The sequence below is a fragment of the Streptomyces sp. NPDC003456 genome, assembly GCF_042878735.1.
In the GTDB taxonomy this organism is placed as follows: domain Bacteria; phylum Actinomycetota; class Actinomycetes; order Streptomycetales; family Streptomycetaceae; genus Streptomyces.
In genome coordinates, this window is sequence record NZ_JBIAOK010000003.1 from 893,009 (window position 1) to 913,665 (window position 20,657).

General features: G+C 74.3%; 18 protein-coding genes. 10 read left to right on the plus strand and 8 right to left on the minus strand.

The features are described 5' to 3' along the window. Nucleotides 1-20 precede the first annotated feature (20 nt). Nucleotides 21-803, minus strand: coding sequence for an adenosylcobinamide-GDP ribazoletransferase (locus ACFYWG_RS14940; protein WP_383505202.1), 783 nt, complete (start codon nucleotides 801-803; stop codon nucleotides 21-23). A 60-nt stretch (nucleotides 804-863) separates the two neighbouring features. Between ACFYWG_RS14940 and ACFYWG_RS14945 the strand changes: the two genes are divergently transcribed. After that, entirely contained in the window at nucleotides 864-1,625 is a 762-nt protein-coding gene (locus tag ACFYWG_RS14945; RefSeq protein WP_383505199.1) for a hypothetical protein, read from the plus strand. Here the strand turns inward: ACFYWG_RS14945 and ACFYWG_RS14950 are convergent. Both ACFYWG_RS14950 and cobT read right to left on the minus strand, forming a co-directional pair. After that, nucleotides 1,565-2,263 (minus strand): hypothetical protein, encoded by a 699-nt coding sequence (locus tag ACFYWG_RS14950; protein ID WP_376323602.1) that lies wholly within the window; start codon nucleotides 2,261-2,263, stop codon nucleotides 1,565-1,567. The genes ACFYWG_RS14945 and ACFYWG_RS14950 overlap by 61 nt on opposite strands. A 188-nt stretch (nucleotides 2,264-2,451) precedes the next feature. Next, the gene (gene cobT, locus ACFYWG_RS14955) at nucleotides 2,452-3,570 is read right to left on the minus strand and encodes a nicotinate-nucleotide--dimethylbenzimidazole phosphoribosyltransferase (RefSeq protein ID WP_383505195.1); all 1,119 of its coding nucleotides are present in this window, start codon (nucleotides 3,568-3,570) and stop codon (nucleotides 2,452-2,454) included. Between the two features lie 181 nt (nucleotides 3,571-3,751). On the opposite strand from cobT, the gene ACFYWG_RS14960 reads away from it, so the two are divergent. After that, nucleotides 3,752-4,798, plus strand: a complete 1,047-nt coding sequence (locus tag ACFYWG_RS14960; protein WP_389201563.1) for a class I SAM-dependent methyltransferase — start codon at nucleotides 3,752-3,754, stop codon at nucleotides 4,796-4,798. A 113-nt stretch (nucleotides 4,799-4,911) separates the two neighbouring features. Here the strand turns inward: ACFYWG_RS14960 and ACFYWG_RS14965 are convergent, their stop codons facing one another. Then, a complete protein-coding gene (locus ACFYWG_RS14965) occupies nucleotides 4,912-6,111 on the minus strand; it encodes a bifunctional adenosylcobinamide kinase/adenosylcobinamide-phosphate guanylyltransferase (RefSeq protein ID WP_376323607.1) in 1,200 nt (399 codons plus the stop codon). 298 nt (nucleotides 6,112-6,409) lie between these two features. On the opposite strand from ACFYWG_RS14965, the gene ACFYWG_RS14970 reads away from it, so the two are divergent. Then, nucleotides 6,410-6,622, plus strand: coding sequence for a hypothetical protein (locus ACFYWG_RS14970; RefSeq protein WP_376323609.1), 213 nt, complete (start codon nucleotides 6,410-6,412; stop codon nucleotides 6,620-6,622). A 56-nt stretch (nucleotides 6,623-6,678) separates the two neighbouring features. Here the strand turns inward: ACFYWG_RS14970 and ACFYWG_RS14975 are convergent, their stop codons facing one another. Both ACFYWG_RS14975 and ACFYWG_RS14980 read right to left on the minus strand, forming a co-directional pair. Beyond that, complete coding sequence (locus tag ACFYWG_RS14975) at nucleotides 6,679-7,380, minus strand: class I SAM-dependent methyltransferase (RefSeq protein WP_376323610.1); 702 nt, start codon at nucleotides 7,378-7,380, stop codon at nucleotides 6,679-6,681. An 83-nt stretch (nucleotides 7,381-7,463) separates the two neighbouring features. Next, the gene (locus ACFYWG_RS14980) at nucleotides 7,464-8,063 is read right to left on the minus strand and encodes a DUF3043 domain-containing protein (RefSeq protein ID WP_376323612.1); all 600 of its coding nucleotides are present in this window, start codon (nucleotides 8,061-8,063) and stop codon (nucleotides 7,464-7,466) included. Between the two features lie 318 nt (nucleotides 8,064-8,381). Between ACFYWG_RS14980 and ACFYWG_RS14985 the strand changes: the two genes are divergently transcribed. The 6 genes from ACFYWG_RS14985 (at nucleotide 8,382) to ACFYWG_RS15010 (ending at nucleotide 17,192) form a co-directional block, all read left to right on the plus strand. Next, nucleotides 8,382-9,167, plus strand: coding sequence for a PspA/IM30 family protein (locus ACFYWG_RS14985; protein ID WP_376323614.1), 786 nt, complete (start codon nucleotides 8,382-8,384; stop codon nucleotides 9,165-9,167). 23 nt (nucleotides 9,168-9,190) lie between these two features. Continuing rightward, nucleotides 9,191-9,469, plus strand: a complete 279-nt coding sequence (locus ACFYWG_RS14990; RefSeq protein ID WP_376323615.1) for a hypothetical protein — start codon at nucleotides 9,191-9,193, stop codon at nucleotides 9,467-9,469. 113 nt (nucleotides 9,470-9,582) lie between these two features. Then, complete coding sequence (locus ACFYWG_RS14995) at nucleotides 9,583-10,806, plus strand: sensor histidine kinase (protein WP_383505185.1); 1,224 nt, start codon at nucleotides 9,583-9,585, stop codon at nucleotides 10,804-10,806. Continuing rightward, a complete protein-coding gene (locus ACFYWG_RS15000; protein ID WP_385412889.1) occupies nucleotides 10,803-11,486 on the plus strand; it encodes a response regulator in 684 nt (227 codons plus the stop codon). The genes ACFYWG_RS14995 and ACFYWG_RS15000 overlap by 4 nt, the downstream gene beginning before the upstream one ends. A gap of 158 nt (nucleotides 11,487-11,644) precedes the next feature. After that, nucleotides 11,645-14,767, plus strand: coding sequence for an efflux RND transporter permease subunit (locus tag ACFYWG_RS15005; RefSeq protein ID WP_389201568.1), 3,123 nt, complete (start codon nucleotides 11,645-11,647; stop codon nucleotides 14,765-14,767). Between the two features lie 118 nt (nucleotides 14,768-14,885). Continuing rightward, nucleotides 14,886-17,192, plus strand: a complete 2,307-nt coding sequence (locus ACFYWG_RS15010; RefSeq protein ID WP_389201570.1) for a protein kinase — start codon at nucleotides 14,886-14,888, stop codon at nucleotides 17,190-17,192. A gap of 64 nt (nucleotides 17,193-17,256) precedes the next feature. Here the strand turns inward: ACFYWG_RS15010 and nadA are convergent, their stop codons facing one another. After that, nucleotides 17,257-18,441, minus strand: a complete 1,185-nt coding sequence (gene nadA, locus ACFYWG_RS15015; RefSeq protein ID WP_376323624.1) for a quinolinate synthase NadA — start codon at nucleotides 18,439-18,441, stop codon at nucleotides 17,257-17,259. Nucleotides 18,442-18,724: 283 nt separating this feature from the next. Between nadA and ACFYWG_RS15020 the strand changes: the two genes are divergently transcribed. Continuing rightward, nucleotides 18,725-19,081: an iron-sulfur cluster assembly accessory protein gene (locus ACFYWG_RS15020; protein ID WP_010037217.1), complete on the plus strand. Its 357-nt coding sequence runs from the start codon at nucleotides 18,725-18,727 to the stop codon at nucleotides 19,079-19,081. A gap of 82 nt (nucleotides 19,082-19,163) precedes the next feature. On the opposite strand, the gene ACFYWG_RS15025 is transcribed toward ACFYWG_RS15020, so the two are convergent. After that, nucleotides 19,164-20,567: a hypothetical protein gene (locus ACFYWG_RS15025; protein WP_389201573.1), complete on the minus strand. Its 1,404-nt coding sequence runs from the start codon at nucleotides 20,565-20,567 to the stop codon at nucleotides 19,164-19,166. Nucleotides 20,568-20,657 lie beyond the last annotated feature (90 nt).

A 20,657-nucleotide genomic window follows, 5' to 3' on the forward strand; every position in this document is an offset into this window, starting at 1 on the left:
AGGGCGGCGGGGGGATCGTTTCAGCCCAGTGACACGACGACGAGCGCCGCGGTCGCGGAGGTCTCCGCCAGCCCGCCGAACACGTCCCCGGTGATCCCGCCGAAGCGCCGGGTGCAGTGCCGCAGCAGCGCCTCGGCGGCGGCCAGGGCGAGGACCACCGCGAGGACGGCCCGGACCGCGCCGTACGGCCCCCAGGCACCGCCCGCCGCCGCGGCCGCCAGCGCCACCAGGAGCGCGGCGGCAGCGGCCGGCCGCACCGGCACCACGCCCGCCACCGCCGCGCCGAGGCCCTCCGGCCGGGCCGCGGGGACCCCGGTGCGCGCCGCCAGGGTCAGGGCCAGCCGGGCCACTGTCGCCGACAGGAGCGCGGCACAGGCACCCCGGGCCCAGGAGGCGTCGTAGGCCTGGGCGAGCGCGGCGGCCTGGGCGAGCAGGACCAGGACGAGGGTGATGACGCCGAACGGCCCGATGTCCGACTGCTTCATGATGCGCAGGGCGTCCTCGGCCGGTTTTCCGCTGCCCAGCCCGTCGGCGGTGTCCGCGAGCCCGTCGAGGTGCAGGCCCCGGGTGAGCGCCGCCGGCACGGCGACGGTCGCCACCGCGGCGAGCGGCGCGCTCGCGCCGAGGGCCAGCAGGACCAGCCCGAGGCAGGCCGCCGCCGCCCCCACGGCCAGCCCGGCGAGCGGGGCGCACAGCATGCCGCCGCGAGCCGCTTCCCGGTCCCACCGGGTCACCCGGACCGGGAACGCCGTGAGGGTGCCGAAGGCGAAGCGGAGGCCGTCGAGGGGCGAGGTACTGGGCACCGGCGCAGGCTACCCGCCGGTCACGAGAGCGGTGACGGCAGGCGAGGATAAAGTTCCGTTATGGGATGGCTGGAGCGAAACATCATCGAACCCGGCAAACTGCCCCTGCTCCTCGCCCTGATCGCCTTCGTGCTGACCTTCGTCATCACCCGGGTCATCACCCGCCTCATCCGCGCGGGCAAGGGCCCCTTCGGCAACATCAGCAGCGGCGGCGTCCACGTCCACCACGTGGTGCCCGGCATCATCCTGACCCTCGTCGGCGGCTTCGGCGCGGTCGCGGGCGGGCAGCACGGCTTCGGCTCGTGCCTGGCCGCGGTGCTGTTCGGCATCGGCGCGGGCCTCGTGCTGGACGAGTTCGCCCTGGTGCTGCACCTCGCCGACGTCTACTGGACGCCGGACGGCCGCAAGAGCGTCGAGATGGTGGTGCTCACCGCCGCCCTCGTCGGGCTGCTCCTGATCGGCTTCTCGCCCCTCGGGGTGAACGACCTCAGCGAGGACCAGCAGCAGAACCGCGCGGTCGTCCTCGCCAACGTCCTGGTGAACTTCGGCTTCGCCCTGATCGCCCTGTTCAAGGGGAAGGTCCGGATGGCCGTCCTGGGCGTGATCATCCCGCTCGTGGCGCTGGTGGCCGCCGTGCGGCTGGCCCGCCCGGCCTCCCCGTGGGCCAAGCGGTTCTACCGCAACCGCCCCCGCGCCCGGGCCAGGTCCGGCCTGCGCGCCTACCACCACGACCGCCGCTGGGTGGGCCCCCGGCGGGCCGTTCAGGACTGGATCGGCGGCGCCCCGGACCCCGAGCCCGCCCGCGCCCTGGAACGCCGCTGACGCACCTCGCCGGCCGCGCACAGCACCAGCACGGCCGCGATCGCGGCCAGGTGCTCCTTGCCCGCCAGGTTCTCCTTCAGCGCGACCTCGGCCACCATCGCCGCGATCACCAGCCCGGCGGTGACGTACGCGCGAAAGCGCCAGGCGACGAACACGGCCAGGCCCACCACCGCCGCCGACGGCCCGGTGTCCACGACCCGCGCGTCCGAGGCGGGCAGGCCGAGCGGGGAGTCCGGCCCCAGCCAGATGCCCAGGCGGGCGTAGAGGGTGCCCGCGAGCGTGGCGAGGTAGGCGATCGCCAGCGTCCGCAGGCGGCCCAGGCACAGCTCCGCGATCCCGAAGACCACCAGCAGCTGCACGAGCGCGCCCCACACCGGCAGGTCCAGCGCGGGCACGAACAGCGACAGCGGCGTGCGCAGCAGCGCCGCCCACAGCGGATCCTCGGCCCGCACGCCCCCGGCGCCCTGCACGAACCGGTGGCCCCACGTCCGCCCGTCCGCGAAGTGCAGCGCGGCCGTCAGGCACACGGCCGTCACCGCCAGCGGCACCGCCCGCCACCGCCGCCGTACCAGCGGCCCGCGCACCGCGGCCGCCAGCGGCCCCCATTCGGCGCGGGCCCAGCGGGCGAGCGTGCTCATCGGGGCGTCCTCGTCGGTGCGTCGGTGCGTCGGTGCGGGTGTCCGCGACTCAGTCAAACCGACACCGTGGTGCAGGACCGACCCGAACGCCACGACGTTGCGCCAGGCGTGCGTGACCTGGATCTCCGGCGCGACCAGGCCGTGTCCGCCCGCCCTCCGGGCGGACGGAGGGACTTTGCGGACACGGCCTAGGACTCGGCGGGAACCTCCGGGGCCTTCGAGGCGTCGGCCTCCTGCGCCTCCTGTGCCTGTTCCGACTCCGCCGGACGCTCGGGCAGTTCCGCGGCCAGCGCGGCCGCCGCCTGGACCAGCGGCAGGGCCAGCAGCCCGCCGGTGCCCTCCCCGACACTCACGCCGTGGCCGAGCAGCGGCTCCAGAGCCATCCGGTCCAGCGCCTTCGCCTGCCCGGGCTCGCCGCTGTCGTGCGCGGCCAGCCACCAGTCCGGCGCCCGGAACGCGATCCGCTGCCCGACCAGCGCGCACGCGGCCGTCACCACCCCGTCGAGCACCACGGGCAGCTTGCGCACCGCGCACTGGAGCAGGAAGCCCGTCATCGCCGCGAGGTCGGCGCCGCCCACCGTCGCCAGCAGCTGCAGCTGGTCCCCGAGCACCGGCCGGGCCCGGCGCAGCGCGTCCCGCACGGCGGCACACTTGCGCATCCACGCCAGGTCGTCGATGGCCAGCCCGCCACGCCCGGTGACCACCGACGCGTCGACCCCGCACAGCGCGGCGACCAGCACACCCGCCGCCGTGGTGCCGCCGACGCTCACGTCGCCGAGCACCACGAGGTCCGTGCCCGAGTCGGCCTCCTCGTCGGCCACCGCCGTCCCGGCCCGGAAGGCCGCCTCGGCCTCGTCGAGGCTCAGCGCGTCCTCGACGTCGATCCGCCCGCTGCCGCGCCGCACCCGGTGGCGTACGACGTCCTGGGGCAGGGTCTGCGGGTCGCAGTCCAGGGCCATGTCGACGACGCGCACCGGCACGCCCAGCCGGCGGGCCAGCACCGACACCGGCCGGCCGCCCTCCAGCACCTCGCGCACCAACTCCCCGGCGGTGCCCGCCGGCCGGGCCGAGACGCCCAGCGAGGCGACGCCGTGGTCCCCGGCGAAGAGCACCACCCGCGGCCGTTCCACCGGCCGCACCGGCACGGCGCACTGCGCCGCGGCCAGCCACTCACCCAGGTCGTCCAGCCGGCCCAGCGCCCCGGGCGGCACGACCTGTCGCTCCCGGCGCGCCTCGGCGTCACGGCGGATCCCGCCGTCCGGACGCTCGATCAGATCGGAGAAGTCGTCGAGATTAAGCGAGCTCATTCGCCGAACAGTACCGGCCGTGGCCGAACGCCACGGCGCCACGTCACGACTCCGCCGGGACGGCATCGTTGCACCCGGCATCGGCATCCCATACCTTCCGTTTCGCGCGGATTGTCCTACATGTTCGTCCCCCGGACATCCCCGCCGTCCTGCCGTACGCCGTCGTGCCCGGGAGCCGCCCATGCCCGCCCGTCCCGCCCCCTCCGCACCCCCCGCACCCCGCACCAGCGCCCCGGTCCACGAACCGCGCCGGGAGGACTGCCCCTGGTGCGGCTCCGCGCGGCTGCGCAACCGGCTGCGCACCGGCGATCTGCGGGAGTACAAGCCGGGTGTCTTCACCGTCGACGAGTGCCGCGCGTGCGGCCACACCTTCCAGAACCCCCGCCTCACGGCCGAGGGTCTCGCCCTGTACCACCGCAGCGTGCGCGGGGCGCCCCGGGACCCGGCGAGCGACGGCCTGCTCGCCCTGCGCGCCAGCCCCCGCCGCCACCGCTCGGCCGCGCGGGCGATGCTGCGGACGGGGGAGCCCGAGAGCTGGCTGGACGTCGGCACCGGCCACGCGCGCTTCCCCGCGACGGCCCGGCGGTACTTCCCCTACACCGCCTTCGACGGCCTCGACCCCACGCCCCGGGTGGTCCGCGCCCGCTCCGCCGACCGCGTGGAGGAGGCGCACGTCGGCCGGCTGACGGACCCCCGCATCGCCGCCGAGCTGCGCGGCCGCTACGACGTGGTCAGCATGCTCCACCACCTGGAGGGCACGCCCGACCCCCGCGCCGAACTCCGGGCGGCCCTCGGCGTCCTGCGTCCCGGCGGCCACCTGATCGTCGAGACCCTCAGCCCCCGCAGCGTCTTCGCCGCGCTGCTGGGCCGCTGGTGGCTCCCCTACGACCAGCCCCGCCACCTGCACCTGCTGCCCCCGCGCAACCTCCGCGCCGAACTGGAATCCGCCGGCTGCGAGATCCTCACCCTCGACCACCGCCCGGTGCACATCCCGCACGACCTGTCCGGCGCGGTGGCCCTGGCCCTCTCGCACAGCCTCCCGGCCCCGGACACCCCCTGGCGGGCCGTCCCGCCGCCGCCGCTGCACCGGCACACCCGCACGGCGCTGCTGCGGGCGGGCATGCCGCTGGTGGCACTGGCGGCGGCCGCGGACCACCTCGTCGCCCCGGTGGCCCGGCGCACCCGCTTCGCCAACACCTACCGCGTGATCGCCCGCAAGACCCCCTAGACCGCCCCCGCCGCGGGCACCCGGCCCCGCGCCTCACCGACCGTCCCGGCAGGGCCGGGCAGGGCAGGCGCGGGCCGCGAGGCGGCAGGCGCGGGCCGGGGAGGCGGGGCCCGTCAGCCGCGCAGGGGCAGCGCCTGGCCCGCCACCACCAGCAGCACGTGCTCGCACTCGTCCGCGAAGCCCGCGTTCAGGCGGCCCAGTTCGTCCCGGTACCGGCGCCCCGACGCGGTCGCCGGCACGATCCCGGACCCCACCTCGTTCGACACGGCCACCACCGTCCGGCGGGTGCCCCGCACCGCCTCCGTCAGCTCCCGCACCCGCTCCCGCAGCGCCTTCTCGCCGCTCTCCGCCCAGACCGCGTCGTCCCACGCCCCGACGGAGTCCATCGCGTCGGTCAGCCACAGCGACAGGCAGTCGATCAGCAGCGGCGGACCCTCCCCGGCCAGCAGCGGCACCAGGTCGCAGGTCTCCGCCGTCTGCCACGACCCGGGCCGCCGGTCCCGGTGCGCGGCCACCCGCGAGGACCACTCGGTGTCCCCGTTGCGCGACCCGCCCGTGGCCACGTACAGCACGTCGGGGAAGGCCTCCAGCCGCCGCTCGGCCTCCACCGACTTGCCCGAACGGGCCCCGCCCAGCACCAGCGTCCGCCGCGGCACGTCCGGCACGTCCTCGTACACCCCCACCGTCAGCGTCGCCCCGTCCGGCACGGCCCGGGCCCCGGCCGCGGCGAGCCGCCGCCCCAGCTCCGGCCCCGGCGGCACGTCGTGGTCCAGATGGACGGCGACCACGTCGGTCGTCGGCCCCACGGCCCCCACCGCCCGCAGCTTCGCCAGCGCGTCCGGCCGCCCCACGACGTCCGCCAGGACCATGTCGTACGGCTCGGCCGGCCCCTCGATCCCGGCCGGCGCCCCGCCCGGCGGCAGGTACAGCAGCCGCTGCCCGTCCGGCCCCGTCACCGCGTAGCCCGTGCCCGGCGCGTCGAGCGCCACCGCCCGCACCCGATGCCCCGTCAGCAGTGTCAACTCCCGCCCGTCCGGCACCCGTCCGGGCTGGGGGAGTCCGGCCGGCACCTCCACCGCGGGACCGTCGTGCGGGTGGGACAGCAGCACCTGCCGCACCCCGGTCAGGGAACGGCCCGCCCGGGCCGCCGCGAACGCCGCCCCGGGCGTCAGGTCGAGCAGCAGCACTCCGTCCAGCAGCAGCGCGGTCGCCGCCCGCGCGTCGGGACCGAGGGCGACCGCACAGGCCGCGCAGGGACAGTCGGGGCGGGGGAGTCCCGCGGGGGCGCCGGTGCCGAGCAGAGTCAGTTCCACGCCCCGATTCTCACCCGCCCGCCCGGGACTCGCGTGACGGAGACGCCCTCGGGGGGCGCGGGCTCCCTCGCCTCCGGCTCCGCCCCACCGCCCGGCCACCCCCGGCACCCCACCGGACGGACCGACGGCGACCCGCACTCAGCCGCGCGGCACCCCGCGGCCACCCGCGTGCGCCCCCCGCCCGCGCACCCGGCAACCTGTCCCGCCCCACCCGGCGGAGCGCATAGGCTCTGGTCAGGAGCCGGACCCTGTTCCGGCTTCTCGCTGTGCAATGTGCTCACACACATGGGAGGCGTACATGGCGGCATGGACGTGGCGGTTCGAGAAGACCGACGGGACGGAGGTCCAGCCCGCGGTGGCGCCGGAGGACTTCACGACCCAGGGGGACGCCGAGTCCTGGATCGGGGAGCACTGGAAGGAACTCCAGGAGGGCGGCGCCGACCAGGTGCGGCTGTTCGAGGACGCCACGGAGATCTACGGGCCGATGAGCCTGCACGCGGCCGAGGCGTGATCCCGGGGGCGGGGGCCCGGGCCCCCGCCCCTCCGCGCGCGGGCCGGCGTGCGGGGTCAGCCCCGCACGCCGCACAGGTGCAGCAGCGCCGCCACCCCGCGGTACGGATCCGTCCGCCCGGCCTTCTCCTCCACCGCGAGCAGGGTCTCCGCGTCGGCGGGGACCGAGGCGTCGTCCGCGGCCGTGTCCGTGAACACCCGCACGCCGTACCAGGCGCGCAGCGGCGCCCCGATCCCGGCGAGCGTCGCCGTCAGGTCCTTCAGCCGGTCCGCCCGCACGTCCAGCCCGAGGCGGTTGCGGTAGGCCACCGTGTCGAACGCGGCCAGCGCCCCCGCCCAGTCGCCTGACAGCCCCGGGCGCAGCGCCAGGGCGTCGCCGTTGCGCACCAGCAGGGACAGCAGTCCGCCGGGCGCGAGCATCCGGGCCAGCCCCGCCAGCAGCGGGTCGGGCTCCTCCACGTACATCAGGACGCCGTGGCAGAGCACCACGTCGAAGCTGCCCGGCAGGAAGTGCACGCCGGTCTCCCGGCCGTCGCCCTCGACGATCCGCATCCGCGCCCGGATGCCCTCCGGTTCCCCGGCGAGGGCCTCCCGCGCCACGGAGATCATCTTCGCGTCCTGCTCCAGGCCGGTCACCTGGTGCCCGGCCCGGGCCAGCCGCAGCGCCTGCGTGCCCTGCCCCATCCCGACGTCGAGCACCCGCAGCCGCTGCCCGACCGGGAACCGCGCCACGATCTGCTCGTCCAGCTGGCGGGCCACCAGCTCCTGGCGGACGACATCGCGCAGCCCGCCCAGCCTGTCGAGCCAGGCGTCCGCCGCGCCCCCGGAGAACGGCGTCGTGGTCAGGGCCGCTCTCCGCGCTTGACCTGCGGCTTGGGCAGCCGGAGCCGACGCATCTGCAGGGAGCGCATCAGGGCGTAGGCGACAGCGCCGCGCTTGTTCTCGCCGGCGAAGCGCTCGTTCAGCTGCTTCTTCAGGCGGAAGGCCGTGACGAACGAGTCGAGCACGATCAGCACGATCACCACGAGCCACAGCAGCAGCGCGATGTTCTGCAGCGACGCCACCCGCACCATGCTCAGCACGAGGATGACCACGGCCATCGGCAGGAAGAACTCCGCGATGTTGAACCGCGAGTCGATGAAGTCGCGCGCGAACCGGCGGACCGGCCCCTTGTCCCGCGCCGGCAGGTACCGCTCGTCGCCGCTCGCCAGGGCCTGGCGCTGGCGCTCGAGCGCGGCCCGGCGCTCCTCGCGCTGGCGCTTGGCGGCCTCCTTGCGCGTCATCGACGTGTTGGCCACGCTGCGGCGCTGGCTCTGGGCCTGGCTGCGCTTGGGCGTGGGGCGGCCCTTGGGGGCCTGCGGGTCGCGGGGCTGCTTGGAGAAGTTCACCGGCGCCTTGTCGGCGGCCTGGGCCTTCTCTTCCTTGGCACGGCTACGGAACACAAAACCCAAGGGTAAGGGCTTGACGGGCATGGACCCCAGTCCCACGGGGAACGATCCGGCAACACCAGTCGTCTGTAAGGGGACAGACGGGACGTTGCGCACGCACCCGGTCGTTCCCCCGGAGGTCCGCCTCCGGTGACCCCGGGGACCACCTACTCCCTACGCCGGATCGCCAGCGCGCGCAGTCGTCCTTGGGGATGAGCGCATCCGTCCCCGAACAGTGCGGTAATGGATGCAGGGCCCGTACTGTGGGTCCTGTCGCAGGAGCTCGAGCCGGAGTCGGTCAGAAGGGGGCGCGCGAAGCCCATGAGCGGTGTCATGAAGCGTATGGGGATGATCTTCCGCGCGAAGGCGAACAAGGCCCTTGACCGGGCCGAGGACCCGCGCGAGACCCTGGATTACTCGTACCAGAAGCAGCTGGAGCTGCTCCAGAAGGTGCGGCGCGGTGTCGCCGACGTGGCGACCAGCCGCAAGCGCCTGGAGCTCCAGCTGAACCAGCTTCAGTCGCAGTCGGGGAAGCTGGAGGACCAGGGGCGCAAGGCCCTCGCGCTGGGCCGCGAGGACCTCGCCCGCGAGGCGCTCTCCCGCCGGGCCGCGCTCCAGCAGCAGGTGACCGACCTGGAGACCCAGCACGCGACGCTCCAGGGCGAGGAGGAGAAGCTCACCCTCGCGGCCCAGCGGCTCCAGGCCAAGGTCGACGCCTTCCGCACGAAGAAGGAGACGATCAAGGCGACGTACACCGCGGCCCAGGCGCAGACCCGCATCGGCGAGGCCTTCTCCGGCATCTCCGAGGAGATGGGCGACGTGGGCCTGGCCATCCAGCGCGCCGAGGACAAGACGGCCCAGCTCCAGGCGCGCGCCGGCGCGATCGACGAACTGCTCGCCTCCGGCGCCCTCGACGACCCCTCCGGCATGCACAAGGACGACATCCAGGCCGAGCTGGATCGGCTCTCCGGTGGTACGGATGTGGAGCTGGAACTGCAGCGCATGAAGGCCGAGCTGGCCGGCGGCCCGAGCGCGGGGCAGCAGGCCATCGAGGGCGGCACGAACGGGCAGCAGTCGCAGCAGCAGCCGCAGGACACCCCGCGCTTCGACAAGCAGTAGGGGTCCACGCCTAGGAGGGCGACATGATCGTACGGATCATGGGGGAGGGCCAGGTGCGCCTGGCCGACGGCCACCTCGCCGAGCTGAACAAGCTGGACGACGAGCTGCTCGCGGAAATGGAGAACGGCGACGGCCCCGGCTTCCGCCGCACCCTCCACGCCCTGCTCGCCAGGGTCCGCGACCTCGGCGAGCCGCTGCCGGACGACTCCCTGGAGCCGTCCGAGCTGATCCTGCCGTCCCCGGACGCCACGCTGGAGGACGTCCGCGAGCTCCTCAGCGACGACGGCCTGATCCCGGGCTGAGCGCTGCACCCGGCACCGGCCGCCCACCCGGCCGCACGACGGCCGCCACCCCGCCCCCTCCGGCCGGCGGAGGGCTGGGGGCGCGGCCCCCGGCCCGGATACCGTGAGCGCTCGTGAGCACATTCGCGCGGGCCAGGTGCCGGGCCAAGGCACACCCTCTGGCCGTGGACGCGGCCCTGGCCGCCGCCGTCCTGGTCTGCATGGTCGCCGGGTCCTTCGTGGAGCCCCGGCACCGCGACGACGTCAGCTGGGGCGTCCTGCGCACCCCGGACACCCTCAGCCTGGTGCTGATGACCCTGGCCGCCGCCGCCCTGGTCTTCCGCCGCCGCGCCCCGATGCGGGTCCTCGCCGTCACCGGCGCTGCCTCCGTCGTCGAGTCCGTCACGGCCGACCCCCGCGCGCCCGTCGCGATGTCCGCCGTCATCGCCCTGTACACCGTCGCCTCCACCACCGACCGGCCCACCACCTGGCGGGTCGGCCTGCTCACCATGACCGTCCTGACCGGCACCGCCATGGCGGCCGGCAGCCTGCCCTGGTACGCCCAGGAGAACTTCGCGATCTTCGCCTGGACCGGCATCGGCGCGACCGCCGGCGACGCCGTCCGCAGCCGCCGCGCCTTCGTCCAGGCCATCCGGGAGCGCGCCGAACGCGCCGAGCGCACCCGGGAGGAGGAGGCCCGCCGCCGGGTCGCCGAGGAACGCCTGCGCATCGCCCGCGACCTGCACGACGTCGTCGCCCACCACATCGCCCTGGTCAACGTGCAGGCCGGGGTCGCCGCCCACGTCATGGACAAGCGCCCCGACCAGGCCAAGGAGGCCCTCTCCCACGTCCGGGAGGCCAGCCGCTCCGCGCTCAACGAGCTGCGCGCCACCGTCGGCCTGCTCCGCCAGTCCGGGGATCCGGAGGCCCCCACCGAGCCCGCCCCGGGCCTGGACCGCCTCGACGAGCTCGCCGGCACCTTCCGCAACGCGGGCCTGCACGTCGAGGTCGCCCGCGCCGACCAGGGCACCGCCCTGCCCGCGGCCGTCGACCTCGCCGCCTACCGGATCATCCAGGAGGCCCTGACCAACGTGCAGAAGCACGCCGGAACACGGGCCAAGGCCGAGGTCAGCGTGGTCCGCGTCGGGCCGAACATCGAGATCACCGTCCTCGACGACGGCCCCGGCGACAACGAGACCCCCGGCAGCGGCGGCGGCCACGGGCTGCTCGGCATGCGCGAGCGCGTCACCGCCCTGCGCGGCACCCTCACCACCGGTCCCCGCTACGGCGGCGGTTTCCGCGTCCATGCGATCCTGCCCGTCAAGAACCGCACGTCCGACGGGGAGGGCCCCGCATGACCGTCCGCGTCCTGCTCGCCGACGACCAGGCACTGCTGCGCAGCGCCTTCCGCGTGCTCGTCGACTCCGAGCCCGACATGGAGGTCGTCGCAGAGGCCTCCGACGGCGCGGAGGCGGTGCGGCTGACCGAGGAGCACCGCCCGGACGTCGTGCTCATGGACATCCGGATGCCCGGTACCGACGGTCTCGCCGCGACGCGCCTGATCAGCGCCGACCCCGAGCTGGCCGGTGTCCGGGTGGTCATCCTGACGACGTTCGAGGTCGACGACTACGTCGTGCAGTCGCTGCGCGCCGGGGCCTCCGGCTTCCTCGGCAAGGGCTCCGAGCCCGAGGAGCTGCTCAACGCCATCCGGATCGCCGCCGGCGGCCAGGCCCTGCTCTCCCCGGCGGCCACCACCGGCCTGATCTCCCGCTTCCTCGCCCAGGAGGGCCCGGCCGACGGCGACCGCGACCCCGCCCGCGGCGAACGCCTGGACTCCCTCACCGTCCGCGAGCGCGAGGTGCTGGTGCAGGTGGCCGGCGGCCACTCCAACGACGAGATCGCCGAGCGGCTGGAGGTGAGCCCGCTCACCGTGAAGACCCACGTCAACCGGGCCATGGCCAAGCTCGGCGCCCGCGACCGCGCCCAGCTCGTGGTCATCGCCTACGAGTCCGGTCTGGTCCGCCCGAGGGTGGACTGAGCGCCCCCGGACGTACTGCGGCCGGAGTAGGCGCCGCATAAGGAAATGGACCTGGGGGCTACAGGACGGCGGTGTCCGATGGCTCAGGGTGTAGGGACGGGCGCTCGTCTGCGCGCCCGCTGCCGCTTCTGCCGTTAACAGAAGAGAGATCCTCACCCATGTCCTGGCTGTCCAGGTTCAGCCTCGCGCAACGGGCCTTGATCGGGCTGATGTCGATCATCGCGCTCGTCTTCGGGGCGATCGCGATACCCCAGCTCAAGCAGCAGCTGCTGCCCACCATCGAACTGCCCGTGGTGTCCGTGCTGGCGCCCTATCAGGGCGCGTCCCCGGACGTGGTCGAGAAGCAGGTCGTCGAACCCATCGAGGACAACCTCGAAGCCGTCGACGGCATCAGCGGCGTCACCTCCACCGCCAGCGAGGGCAACGCCGTCATCATGGCGTCCTTCGACTACGGCAACGACACCGAGCAGCTCGTCGCCGACGTCCAGCAGGCCGTCAACCGGGCCCGCGTGCAGCTCCCGGACGACGTCGACCCGCAGGTCGTCGCCGGCTCCACGGACGACATCCCGACCGTCGTCCTGGCCGTCACCTCCGACCGCGACCAGCAGGCCCTGGCCGACCAGCTCGACCGGACGGTCGTGCCGGCCCTGAAGGGCATCGACGGCGTCGGCCAGGTCACCGTCGACGGCGTGCGGGACCTCCAGGTCACCGTCACACCCGACGACGCGAAGCTGGCGAAGGCCGGTCTGACCGTCCCGTCGCTCGGCGAGGCGCTGAGGGCGGGCGGCGCGACCGTCCCGGCCGGCTCCTTCGACGAGGACGGCGCCAACCGCACCGTCCAGGTCGGCGGCGGCTTCACCTCCGTCGGGCAGATCAGCGACCTGATGGTCAAGGGCGAACCCGGCAAGGGCAAGCCGGTGCGCCTGGGCGACGTGGCCGCGGTGAAGCAGCAGGAGGCCCCGGCCGACTCCCTCACGCGCACCGACGGCAAGCCCAGCCTCGCCGTCGCCGTGACCATGGACCGCGACGGCAGCGCGGTCGCCATCTCCGAGGCCGTCCAGGACAAGCTGCCCGGCCTGCGCGAGGACCTCGGCTCCGGCGCGACCCTGACGGTCGTCAGCGACCAGGGCCCGGCCGTGTCCAAGTCCATCGAGGGCCTGACCACCGAGGGCGCGCTCGGCCTGCTCTTCGCCGTCCTGGTGATCCTCGTCTTCCTCGCCTCGGTCCGCTCCACCCTGGTCACCGCGGTGTCCATCCCGCTGTCCGTGGTCCTGGCGCTGATCGTGCTGTGGACGCGCGACCTGTCGCTCAACGTCCTGACCCTGGGCGCCCTGACCATCGCCATCGGCCGCGTCGTCGACGACTCGATCGTGGTCCTGGAGAACATCAAGCGGCACCTCGGCTACGGCGAGGAGCGTCATTCGGCCATCCTCAACGCCGTCCGCGAGGTCGCGGGCGCGGTGACGTCCTCGACGCTCACCACGGTCGCGGTGTTCCTGCCGATCGGCCTGGTCGGCGGCATGGTGGGCGAACTGTTCGGCTCGTTCAGCCTCACCGTGACGGCCGCCCTGCTGGCCTCCCTGCTCGTCTCGCTGACGGTCGTGCCGGTCCTGTCGTACTGGTTCCTGCGCCCGCCCAAGGGCACGCCCGAGGACGCGGCCGAGGCCCGCCGGCTCGCCGAGGAGAAGGAGGCCAGGAGCCGTCTGCAGCGCCTCTACGTGCCGGTCCTGCGCTTCGCCACCCGCCGCCGCCTCACCAGCGTGGCCATCGCGATCGTGGTCCTGGTCGGCACCTTCGGCATGGCGCCGCTGCTGAAGACCAACTTCTTCGACCAGGGCGAGGTCGAGGTCCTCACCGTCAAGCAGGAGCTGAAGCCCGGCGCCAGCTTGGCCGCCACCGACGCCCAGGCCAGGAAGGTCGAGCGGCTGCTCGCGGACACCGACGGCGTGAAGGACTACCAGGTCACCATCGGCTCGTCCGGCTTCATGGCCGCCTTCGGCGGCGGCACCGACAGCAACCAGGCGTCCTACCAGGTGAGCCTGGAGGGCTCCGCGTCCGCCGAGGACGTCCAGGACGACATCGAGAAGGGCCTGGCCGGGCTGAAGGGCATCGGCACCACCACCGTCTCCGCCGGTGACGGCTTCGGCGCCCAGGACCTCAGCGTGGTCGTCAAGGCCGCCGACGCCGGTGTCCTGCGCACGGCGTCCGAGGAGGTCCGCAAGGCGGTCGCCTCGCTCGACGACGTCAGGGACGTCACCAGCGACCTGTCGCAGAGCGTCCCGCGCATCTCCGTGAAGGCCAACGGCAAGGCGGCCGCGGCCGGCTTCGACGACCAGAGCCTCGGGGCCGTCGTCGCCCAGGCCGTGCGCGGCACCCCGGCCGCCAAGGCCGTCCTGGACGACACCGAGCGCGACGTCGTCATCCGCTCGGCCGAGCCCGCGCGGACCCTGCAGCAGCTGAAGGACCTGCGGCTGGGCGCCTCGGTGAAGCTCGGTGACGTCGCGACGGTGAAGGTGGTCGACGGGCCGGTCTCCATGACCCGCATCGACGGCCAGCGCGCCGCCACCATCACCGCCAAGCCCACCGGCGACAACACCGGCGCGGTCAGCGCCGAGCTCCAGTCCGAGATCGACGGGCTCAAGCTCCCCGACGGCGCCACCGCCTCCATCGGCGGTGTCTCCGAGGACCAGGACGAGGCGTTCGCCAACCTGGGCCTGGCGATGCTCGCGGCCATCGCGATCGTCTTCATGCTGCTGGTCGGCACCTTCCGGTCGCTGATCCAGCCGCTGATCCTGCTGGTCTCCATCCCGTTCGCGGCCACCGGCGCGATCGGCCTGCTGGTCGCCACCGGCACCCCGATGGGCGTCCCGGCGATGATCGGCATGCTGATGCTGATCGGCATCGTGGTCACCAACGCGATCGTGCTGATCGACCTGATCAACCAGTACCGCAAGCAGGGGCACGGTGTCGTCGAGGCCGTGATCGAGGGCGGCCGGCACCGGCTGCGCCCGATCCTCATGACGGCCCTGGCGACGATCTTCGCCCTGCTGCCCATGGCGCTCGGCATCACCGGCGAGGGCGGTTTCATCGCCCAGCCGCTGGCCGTGGTCGTGATCGGCGGCCTGGTGACGTCGACGCTGCTCACCCTGCTGCTCGTCCCGACGCTGTACGCGATGGTCGAGCTCCGCAAGGAACGCCGGGCGAAGAAGCGCGCGGCGAAGAAGGGCCACGCGGACTCCGGAACCCGGAGCGCCGAGGAGCCCGAGCCCGCCAACGCCTGACGGTCCGCTCCCGCGGTGGCCGGGCACCCGACCCTTCAGGTCCGGTGCCCGGCCACCGCCGTGCGGCCTTCCGTATCCTGTGGCCTCGGACCGCACGACGGGGGAAGGGGATCGGGGCGTGCCGCTGCACAGGGACGACCCGGAGTCGGTCGGCGGCCACACGCTGCTCGACCGGCTCGGGGCCGGGGGCATGGGGGTCGTCTACCGGGCCAGGGCGCGGTCGGGCCGCGAGGTGGCGCTGAAGGTGGTGCACGCCCACTACGCCGCGGACGGGGTGTTCCGCACCCGCTTCCGGCAGGAGATCGCGGCCGTCCGCAAGGTCAGCGGCGCCTTCACCGCCCCGGTCCTGGACGCCGACCCGGACGCGGTCCGGCCCTGGATGGCGACCCAGTACGTCCCCGGGCCCTCGCTGGCGCGGCGCATCCGCGAGCGGGGCGCCCTCGCGGACGCCGAACTGCGCGGCCTGGCCCTGGGGCTGGTGGAGGCGTTGCGCGACATCCACCGGGCCGGTGTGGTGCACCGGGACCTGAAGCCCGCCAACGTGCTGCTGGCCGAGGACGGCCCGCGCGTGATCGACTTCGGCATCTCCCGCGCGGCGGAGAACCACCAGACGCTCACCGAGACCGGCCAGATGATCGGCACACCGCCCTTCATGTCCCCGGAGCAGCTCGTCGACGCCCGCGCGGTCGGCCCCGCCTCGGACGTCTTCTCCCTCGGGTCCCTGCTGGTGTACGCCGTCACCGGACGCGGCCCCTTCGACGCGGACAGCCCGTATCTGACGGCGTACCGGGTGGTCCACGACGCTCCCGTGCTCGACGGGGTGGAACCGGCGCTGCGCGCGCTGCTGGAGCGCTGCCTGGCCAAGGACGCCGCGGACCGGCCCGGACTGGGCGAACTGGCAGCCGGGTTCGAGGCCCTCGCGTCCGGCGCCGCGGACGCAGCCGCGGCGACCGTGATCCTCCGGCCGGGCCGGCGGGCCACCGCCGACACCGGCCTGACGGCCGCGGCCGACCCCGCGGCCGACACCGCGCAGGCCACCCGTCCGGTGACCGTCGCCGACTCCCCGCAGGGCGCCCTGCCCCCGGGTGGAGGCGCCCCGCAGGGAAGCAGGCGCCTCCGCCGGTGGGCCCGGCCGCTGCCGGTCGCCACGGGCGTGGTGGGCGCCGTCGTCCTCGGTCTGACGGCCTATCTGACCCTGGGGCCCGGCTGGGCGTTCGGCGGCGACCGGTCCGGTGAGGCCCCGTCGGCGCAGTCCCGCTGGGCCGCGCCGCCGCCCGGGTGGCGGCCCTGGCAGACGACGGTGTACGAGAGGGCCGGGCACGGCGTGCGCACGGTGCCCGCGCGGCAGGCGGGCGGAACGCGCGGCGGGCCGCAGTGCCACGTCCACGAGCGCGCCGTCTTCTGCGCGGGCGACGGCGTCCTGCCCGTCCGGCTGGACGGGAGGACGGGCGAGACGGTCTGGCGGGCCGGCTCGGCGGCGTCCGTCGCGGGGGACGACTTCTCCAGGTTCAAGATCCTCGGCGTCCGCGACGGCGCGGTGGTGGTGCAGCGGGAACCGCAGGGCGAGGGGCCGAATCGGGTCTTCGCCTACGACGCCGGTACCGGTGACCTGCTGTGGCAGCGGGCCGTGAACGCCGAGTGGATCGATCCGATGCTGTCCGGCGGCCTCGTCGTGCTGCCCGAGGGCGACGGTACCTCCGTGACCGCCCGCTCGCCCCGCGGCGGTGAGGAGCAGTGGGCGCAGCGGCTGCCCGCGCGGCACTTCTGCGGCGCCGCGGAACCCGGCGGGCAGCTGTACCTGGAGTGCAGCCCCGAGGAGGACGGCCCCACCCTGATCGTCGAAGCCGGCCGGGACAAGGGCCCCGGCCGGCGGCTGTCCGTGCCGGCGAAGGCCGGGCTCGTCGGCGCCTACGACGGCCGGCTCCTCTTCCTGGACCTCACCCAGGACGAGGACGGCAACCTGCTCCTGGGCCAGGACGCCCCCTACGCGGCGATCCGGACGGTGGACCCCCGCACCGGCGCCCAGCGCACCACCGAGCTGGCCGAGGAGTACGAGGGGCAGGTGTCGCTGACGGGCGGCACCCTGTGGTTCGCCACGTCGAACGGCCGGGTCACCGCGGTCTCCGCCCGGACGGGCAGGCCGCTGTGGCAGACCTCGACCAGCCTGGAGCGGCCGAGCGAGGCGACGTACGACCCGCGGACCCGGGCGGTCTACCTGGCCAGCGCGACCGGCCGGGTCGGGGCGCTCGACGCGAAGAAGGGCACCCTGCTCTGGGAGACGCCGCCGAGGGCCGCGCGCGACGACAGCGACTGGGGCGCGACCGAGGTGCGGACCCTGGACGGCGCCCTGGTCGCCGCCACGCCCGACGGGACCGTGTTCAGCCTCGACCCCGCCCGCCCCGGGCGGACGCCGCAGTCCGGTTGACGGACCCGGCCCCGCCCACCCCGTGCGCAGACCCGCTCGGGGTGAGGGCGGGGCCGGACGGCGGCTACGGCAGCGCCAGCATCCGCTCCAGGGCCAGCTTCGCGAACGCCTCGGTCTCCTTGTCCACCTCGATGCGGTTGACGAGGTTGCCCTCGGCCAGCGACTCCAGGGCCCAGACCAGGTGGGGGAGGTCGATGCGGTTCATGGTCGAGCAGAAGCAGACCGTCTTGTCGAGGAAGACGATCTCCTTGCCCTCCGGAGCGAAACGGTTCGCCAGGCGGCGGACCAGGTTCAGCTCCGTGCCGATGGCCCACTTGGACCCGGCCGGCGCCGCCTCCAGGGCCTTGATGATGTACTCGGTCGAACCGACGTAGTCCGCCGCGGCCACGACCTCGTGCCTGCACTCGGGGTGCACCAGGACGTTCACGCCCGGGATGCGCGCGCGCACGTCGTTCACCGAGTCCAGGCTGAAGCGGCCGTGCACCGAGCAGTGGCCGCGCCACAGGATCATCTTCGCGCCGCGCAGCTCCTCGGCGGTCAGACCGCCGTTCGGCTTGTGCGGGTTGTAGACGACGCAGTCCTCCAGGGACATGCCCATGTCGCGGACCGCGGTGTTGCGGCCGAGGTGCTGGTCCGGCAGGAAGAGCACCTTCTCGCCCTGCTCGAACGCCCAGTCCAGGGCCCGCTTGGCGTTGGACGAGGTGCAGATCGTGCCGCCGTGCTTGCCGGTGAACGCCTTGATGTCGGCCGAGGAGTTCATGTACGAGACGGGCACGACCTGCTCGGCGACACCGGCCTCGGTCAGCACGTCCCAGCACTCGGCGACCTGCTCGGCCGTCGCCATGTCGGCCATCGAGCAGCCGGCGGCGAGGTCGGGCAGCACGACCTTCTGGTCGTCGGAGGTGAGGATGTCCGCGGACTCCGCCATGAAGTGCACACCGCAGAAGACGATGTACTCGGCCTCCGGACGCGCCGCCGCGTCCCGGGCCAGCTTGAAGGAGTCACCCGTCACGTCGGCGAACTGGATGACCTCGTCGCGCTGGTAGTGGTGGCCGAGCACGAAGACCTTGTCCCCGAGCTTCTCCTTCGCCTTGCGGGCGCGCTCCACCAGGTCCGGGTCGGACGGCGAGGGCAGGTCACCGGGACACTCCACGCCGCGCTCGCTCCGCGGGTCGGCCTCACGGCCGAGGAGCAGCAGGGCGAGGGGCGTCGGCTGTACGTCGAGGTCCTGGGTCTGGGCGGTGGTCACGACACGCACCCTTTCTGTTTCTGCGACTTTTCGTCGATTTGACGCTATCTATCATAACCGCTTCACGTCACTTTGACGATGGCCATAGCGTCGGTGTGACGTGAATCCCGGCGGGCCGCCGTTCATTCCCGGGAGAGCCCGGAAAGAGCCATTTTCCGCTCCCGGGCGGGTGTGCGAGCATGGCAAGGAGCCGAGATCGAGCGCCCGGCCCCGGAATGAATCCGAGGCCCCGCCGGTTGCAACCGTCGGCAAGCAGTCTCCGTACAACCCGGGAGAGATGTAGATGTCCGTATCGGACGAGACCAGCACCGTCACCGACGGCATCATCCTGACCGACGCCGCCGCGTCCAAGGTCAAGGCGCTGCTCGACCAGGAAGGCCGCGACGACCTCGCGCTGCGCGTCGCCGTCCAGCCCGGCGGCTGCTCCGGCCTGCGCTACCAGCTCTTCTTCGACGAGCGCTCCCTCGACGGCGACGTGGAGAAGGACTTCGGCGGTGTGAAGGTCGTCACCGACCGCATGAGCGCCCCGTACCTGGGTGGTGCCACGATCGACTTCGTGGACACCATCGAGAAGCAGGGCTTCACGATCGACAACCCGAACGCGACGGGTTCCTGCGCCTGCGGCGACTCCTTCAGCTGAGCCGGCCGGCCGCCCCGGCGGCACGCGGACGCGACGAAGGCGGCGGCCCCTGCGAGGGGCCGCCGCCTTCGCGGTTCTCCGGCTAGCGCGTGGGCGGGGCGGGCAGCCGCGCGCCCTCCTTGGCCAGCGGCACCGCCTTGCCGTCCGCGTCCACGACCGCGCGGGCACCCAGCGGCTCCTGAAGCTGCACGGTCTTCTGGAACTGCTTGGCGATCATGATGCAGACCTTGCCCTGCCACGGGGTGGAGGTCACCGTGACCGTCACCTCGTCGCCCTTCTCCACCGCCTTCACGTCGTAGTCGGCGCACACGCCGCCCGTGAAGCTCACCGTCAGCTCCGCGCCCTCGGCCCGGTAGCCGTCCACCTTCACCTCGCGCGGCCCGGGCGCCGAGGACGGCGGCTCCTCCGGCTCGGCCGGCGCGGGGGAGGCCAGGTACTTCGGCTCCACCGCCGGGTACGTCACCGTGAACGGGTCCCGCGCACCCGGCGCCCGCACCTCGAACAGCCAGGACGGCACCAGCGCCTGACGCCCGTCCACGTGGTGCGCGGCCAGCCCGAACACGGCGCCCTCGACCATCACCGTGTCCTTCGCCGGCCCGCCGTCCGACGGTGTGGGGCAGGGCTCCTCCGTGCCGTCCTCCAGCGGAACGGGGCCGGCGCAGCCGCCGATGCCCGTCCGCTGGTCGCCCCTCGGCTGCCCCTGCATCAGCTCCAGCGCCCGCTCGGCGCCGACCACGGGGTACGTGTCCCCCTGCACCGGCGTCCGCAGCCGGCCGCTGCCGCCGACGACCTCGCCGTCCGCGCCGACCGTGATCCCGGTCGTCCAGCCGTGCGTGGGCAGGCCGCCGACCCGGGGCTCGGCGTTCACCACCCGCTGGGCGCCCATGACCTGGCTCGCGTCGAGCGTCGCGCCGTCCTGGCCCACCGCCTTCAGCACGGGCGCGGCGGCCCGCTCCGCCTCCGCCTCGCCGACCGGCTCGTCACCGGCCGCCTGCGGGCTCTTGCAGGTGTCCACTCCCTTGCAGTTGTCGGTGCCGGGCGTGTACCGGCTGAACGTCCAGGCACCGGGCGCCTGCCGGTTCACCTGCAGCGCCGGTCCGGAACCGTCCTGGCCCCCGACCTTCCACGCCTCGCCCTGTGCGACCGGCGTGCCCTCGACCCCGAGCGCCTTCGCCAGCCGGGCCACGTCCTCCTTCGAGACCTCGCCGCGGGCCCGGTACACCGGTGCTTCGCGGGGGCCCTCGGGCAGCGTGCCGTCGACGCGGTAGGTGGCGCCGTAGGGGTTGGGCTCGCCCGGCGCGATGCCGTTGCCGTCGCCCGGCGCTGCCTCCGAGTACCCGTCGAGGGCGAGCGGCGGGGGAGTGCCGTCCCCGCCGGGCGCACTCGGGGCGGCCTTGCCGTCCGTGCCGCCCGAGGTGTTCGCGGCGAGCCAGGCCCCGCCCCCGCCGATCAGCAGGACGGCCGCGGCGACGGAGGCGATGAGCACGGGCGTACGGGGCCAGCTGCCGCCGTGCGGTCCCCGGTCCCCGTCCCCGTGCCCCCGCAGAAGGGCAAGATCCTGCCCCTCGGCATCACC

What these genes read in the sequence shown, in the direction of transcription:
- ACFYWG_RS14945 (WP_383505199.1), top strand. Translation starts at nt 864, where the DNA reads ATGGGATGGCTGGAGCGAAACATCATCGAACCCGGCAAACTGCCCCTG.
- ACFYWG_RS14950 (WP_376323602.1), bottom strand. Translation starts at nt 2,263, where the DNA reads ATGAGCACGCTCGCCCGCTGGGCCCGCGCCGAATGGGGGCCGCTGGCG.
- cobT (WP_383505195.1), bottom strand. Translation starts at nt 3,570, where the DNA reads ATGAGCTCGCTTAATCTCGACGACTTCTCCGATCTGATCGAGCGTCCG.
- ACFYWG_RS14960 (WP_389201563.1), top strand. Translation starts at nt 3,752, where the DNA reads ATGCCCGCCCGTCCCGCCCCCTCCGCACCCCCCGCACCCCGCACCAGC.
- ACFYWG_RS14970 (WP_376323609.1), top strand. Translation starts at nt 6,410, where the DNA reads ATGGCGGCATGGACGTGGCGGTTCGAGAAGACCGACGGGACGGAGGTC.
- ACFYWG_RS14985 (WP_376323614.1), top strand. Translation starts at nt 8,382, where the DNA reads ATGAAGCGTATGGGGATGATCTTCCGCGCGAAGGCGAACAAGGCCCTT.
- ACFYWG_RS14990 (WP_376323615.1), top strand. Translation starts at nt 9,191, where the DNA reads ATGATCGTACGGATCATGGGGGAGGGCCAGGTGCGCCTGGCCGACGGC.
- ACFYWG_RS15000 (WP_385412889.1), top strand. Translation starts at nt 10,803, where the DNA reads ATGACCGTCCGCGTCCTGCTCGCCGACGACCAGGCACTGCTGCGCAGC.
- ACFYWG_RS15005 (WP_389201568.1), top strand. Translation starts at nt 11,645, where the DNA reads ATGTCCTGGCTGTCCAGGTTCAGCCTCGCGCAACGGGCCTTGATCGGG.
- ACFYWG_RS15020 (WP_010037217.1), top strand. Translation starts at nt 18,725, where the DNA reads ATGTCCGTATCGGACGAGACCAGCACCGTCACCGACGGCATCATCCTG.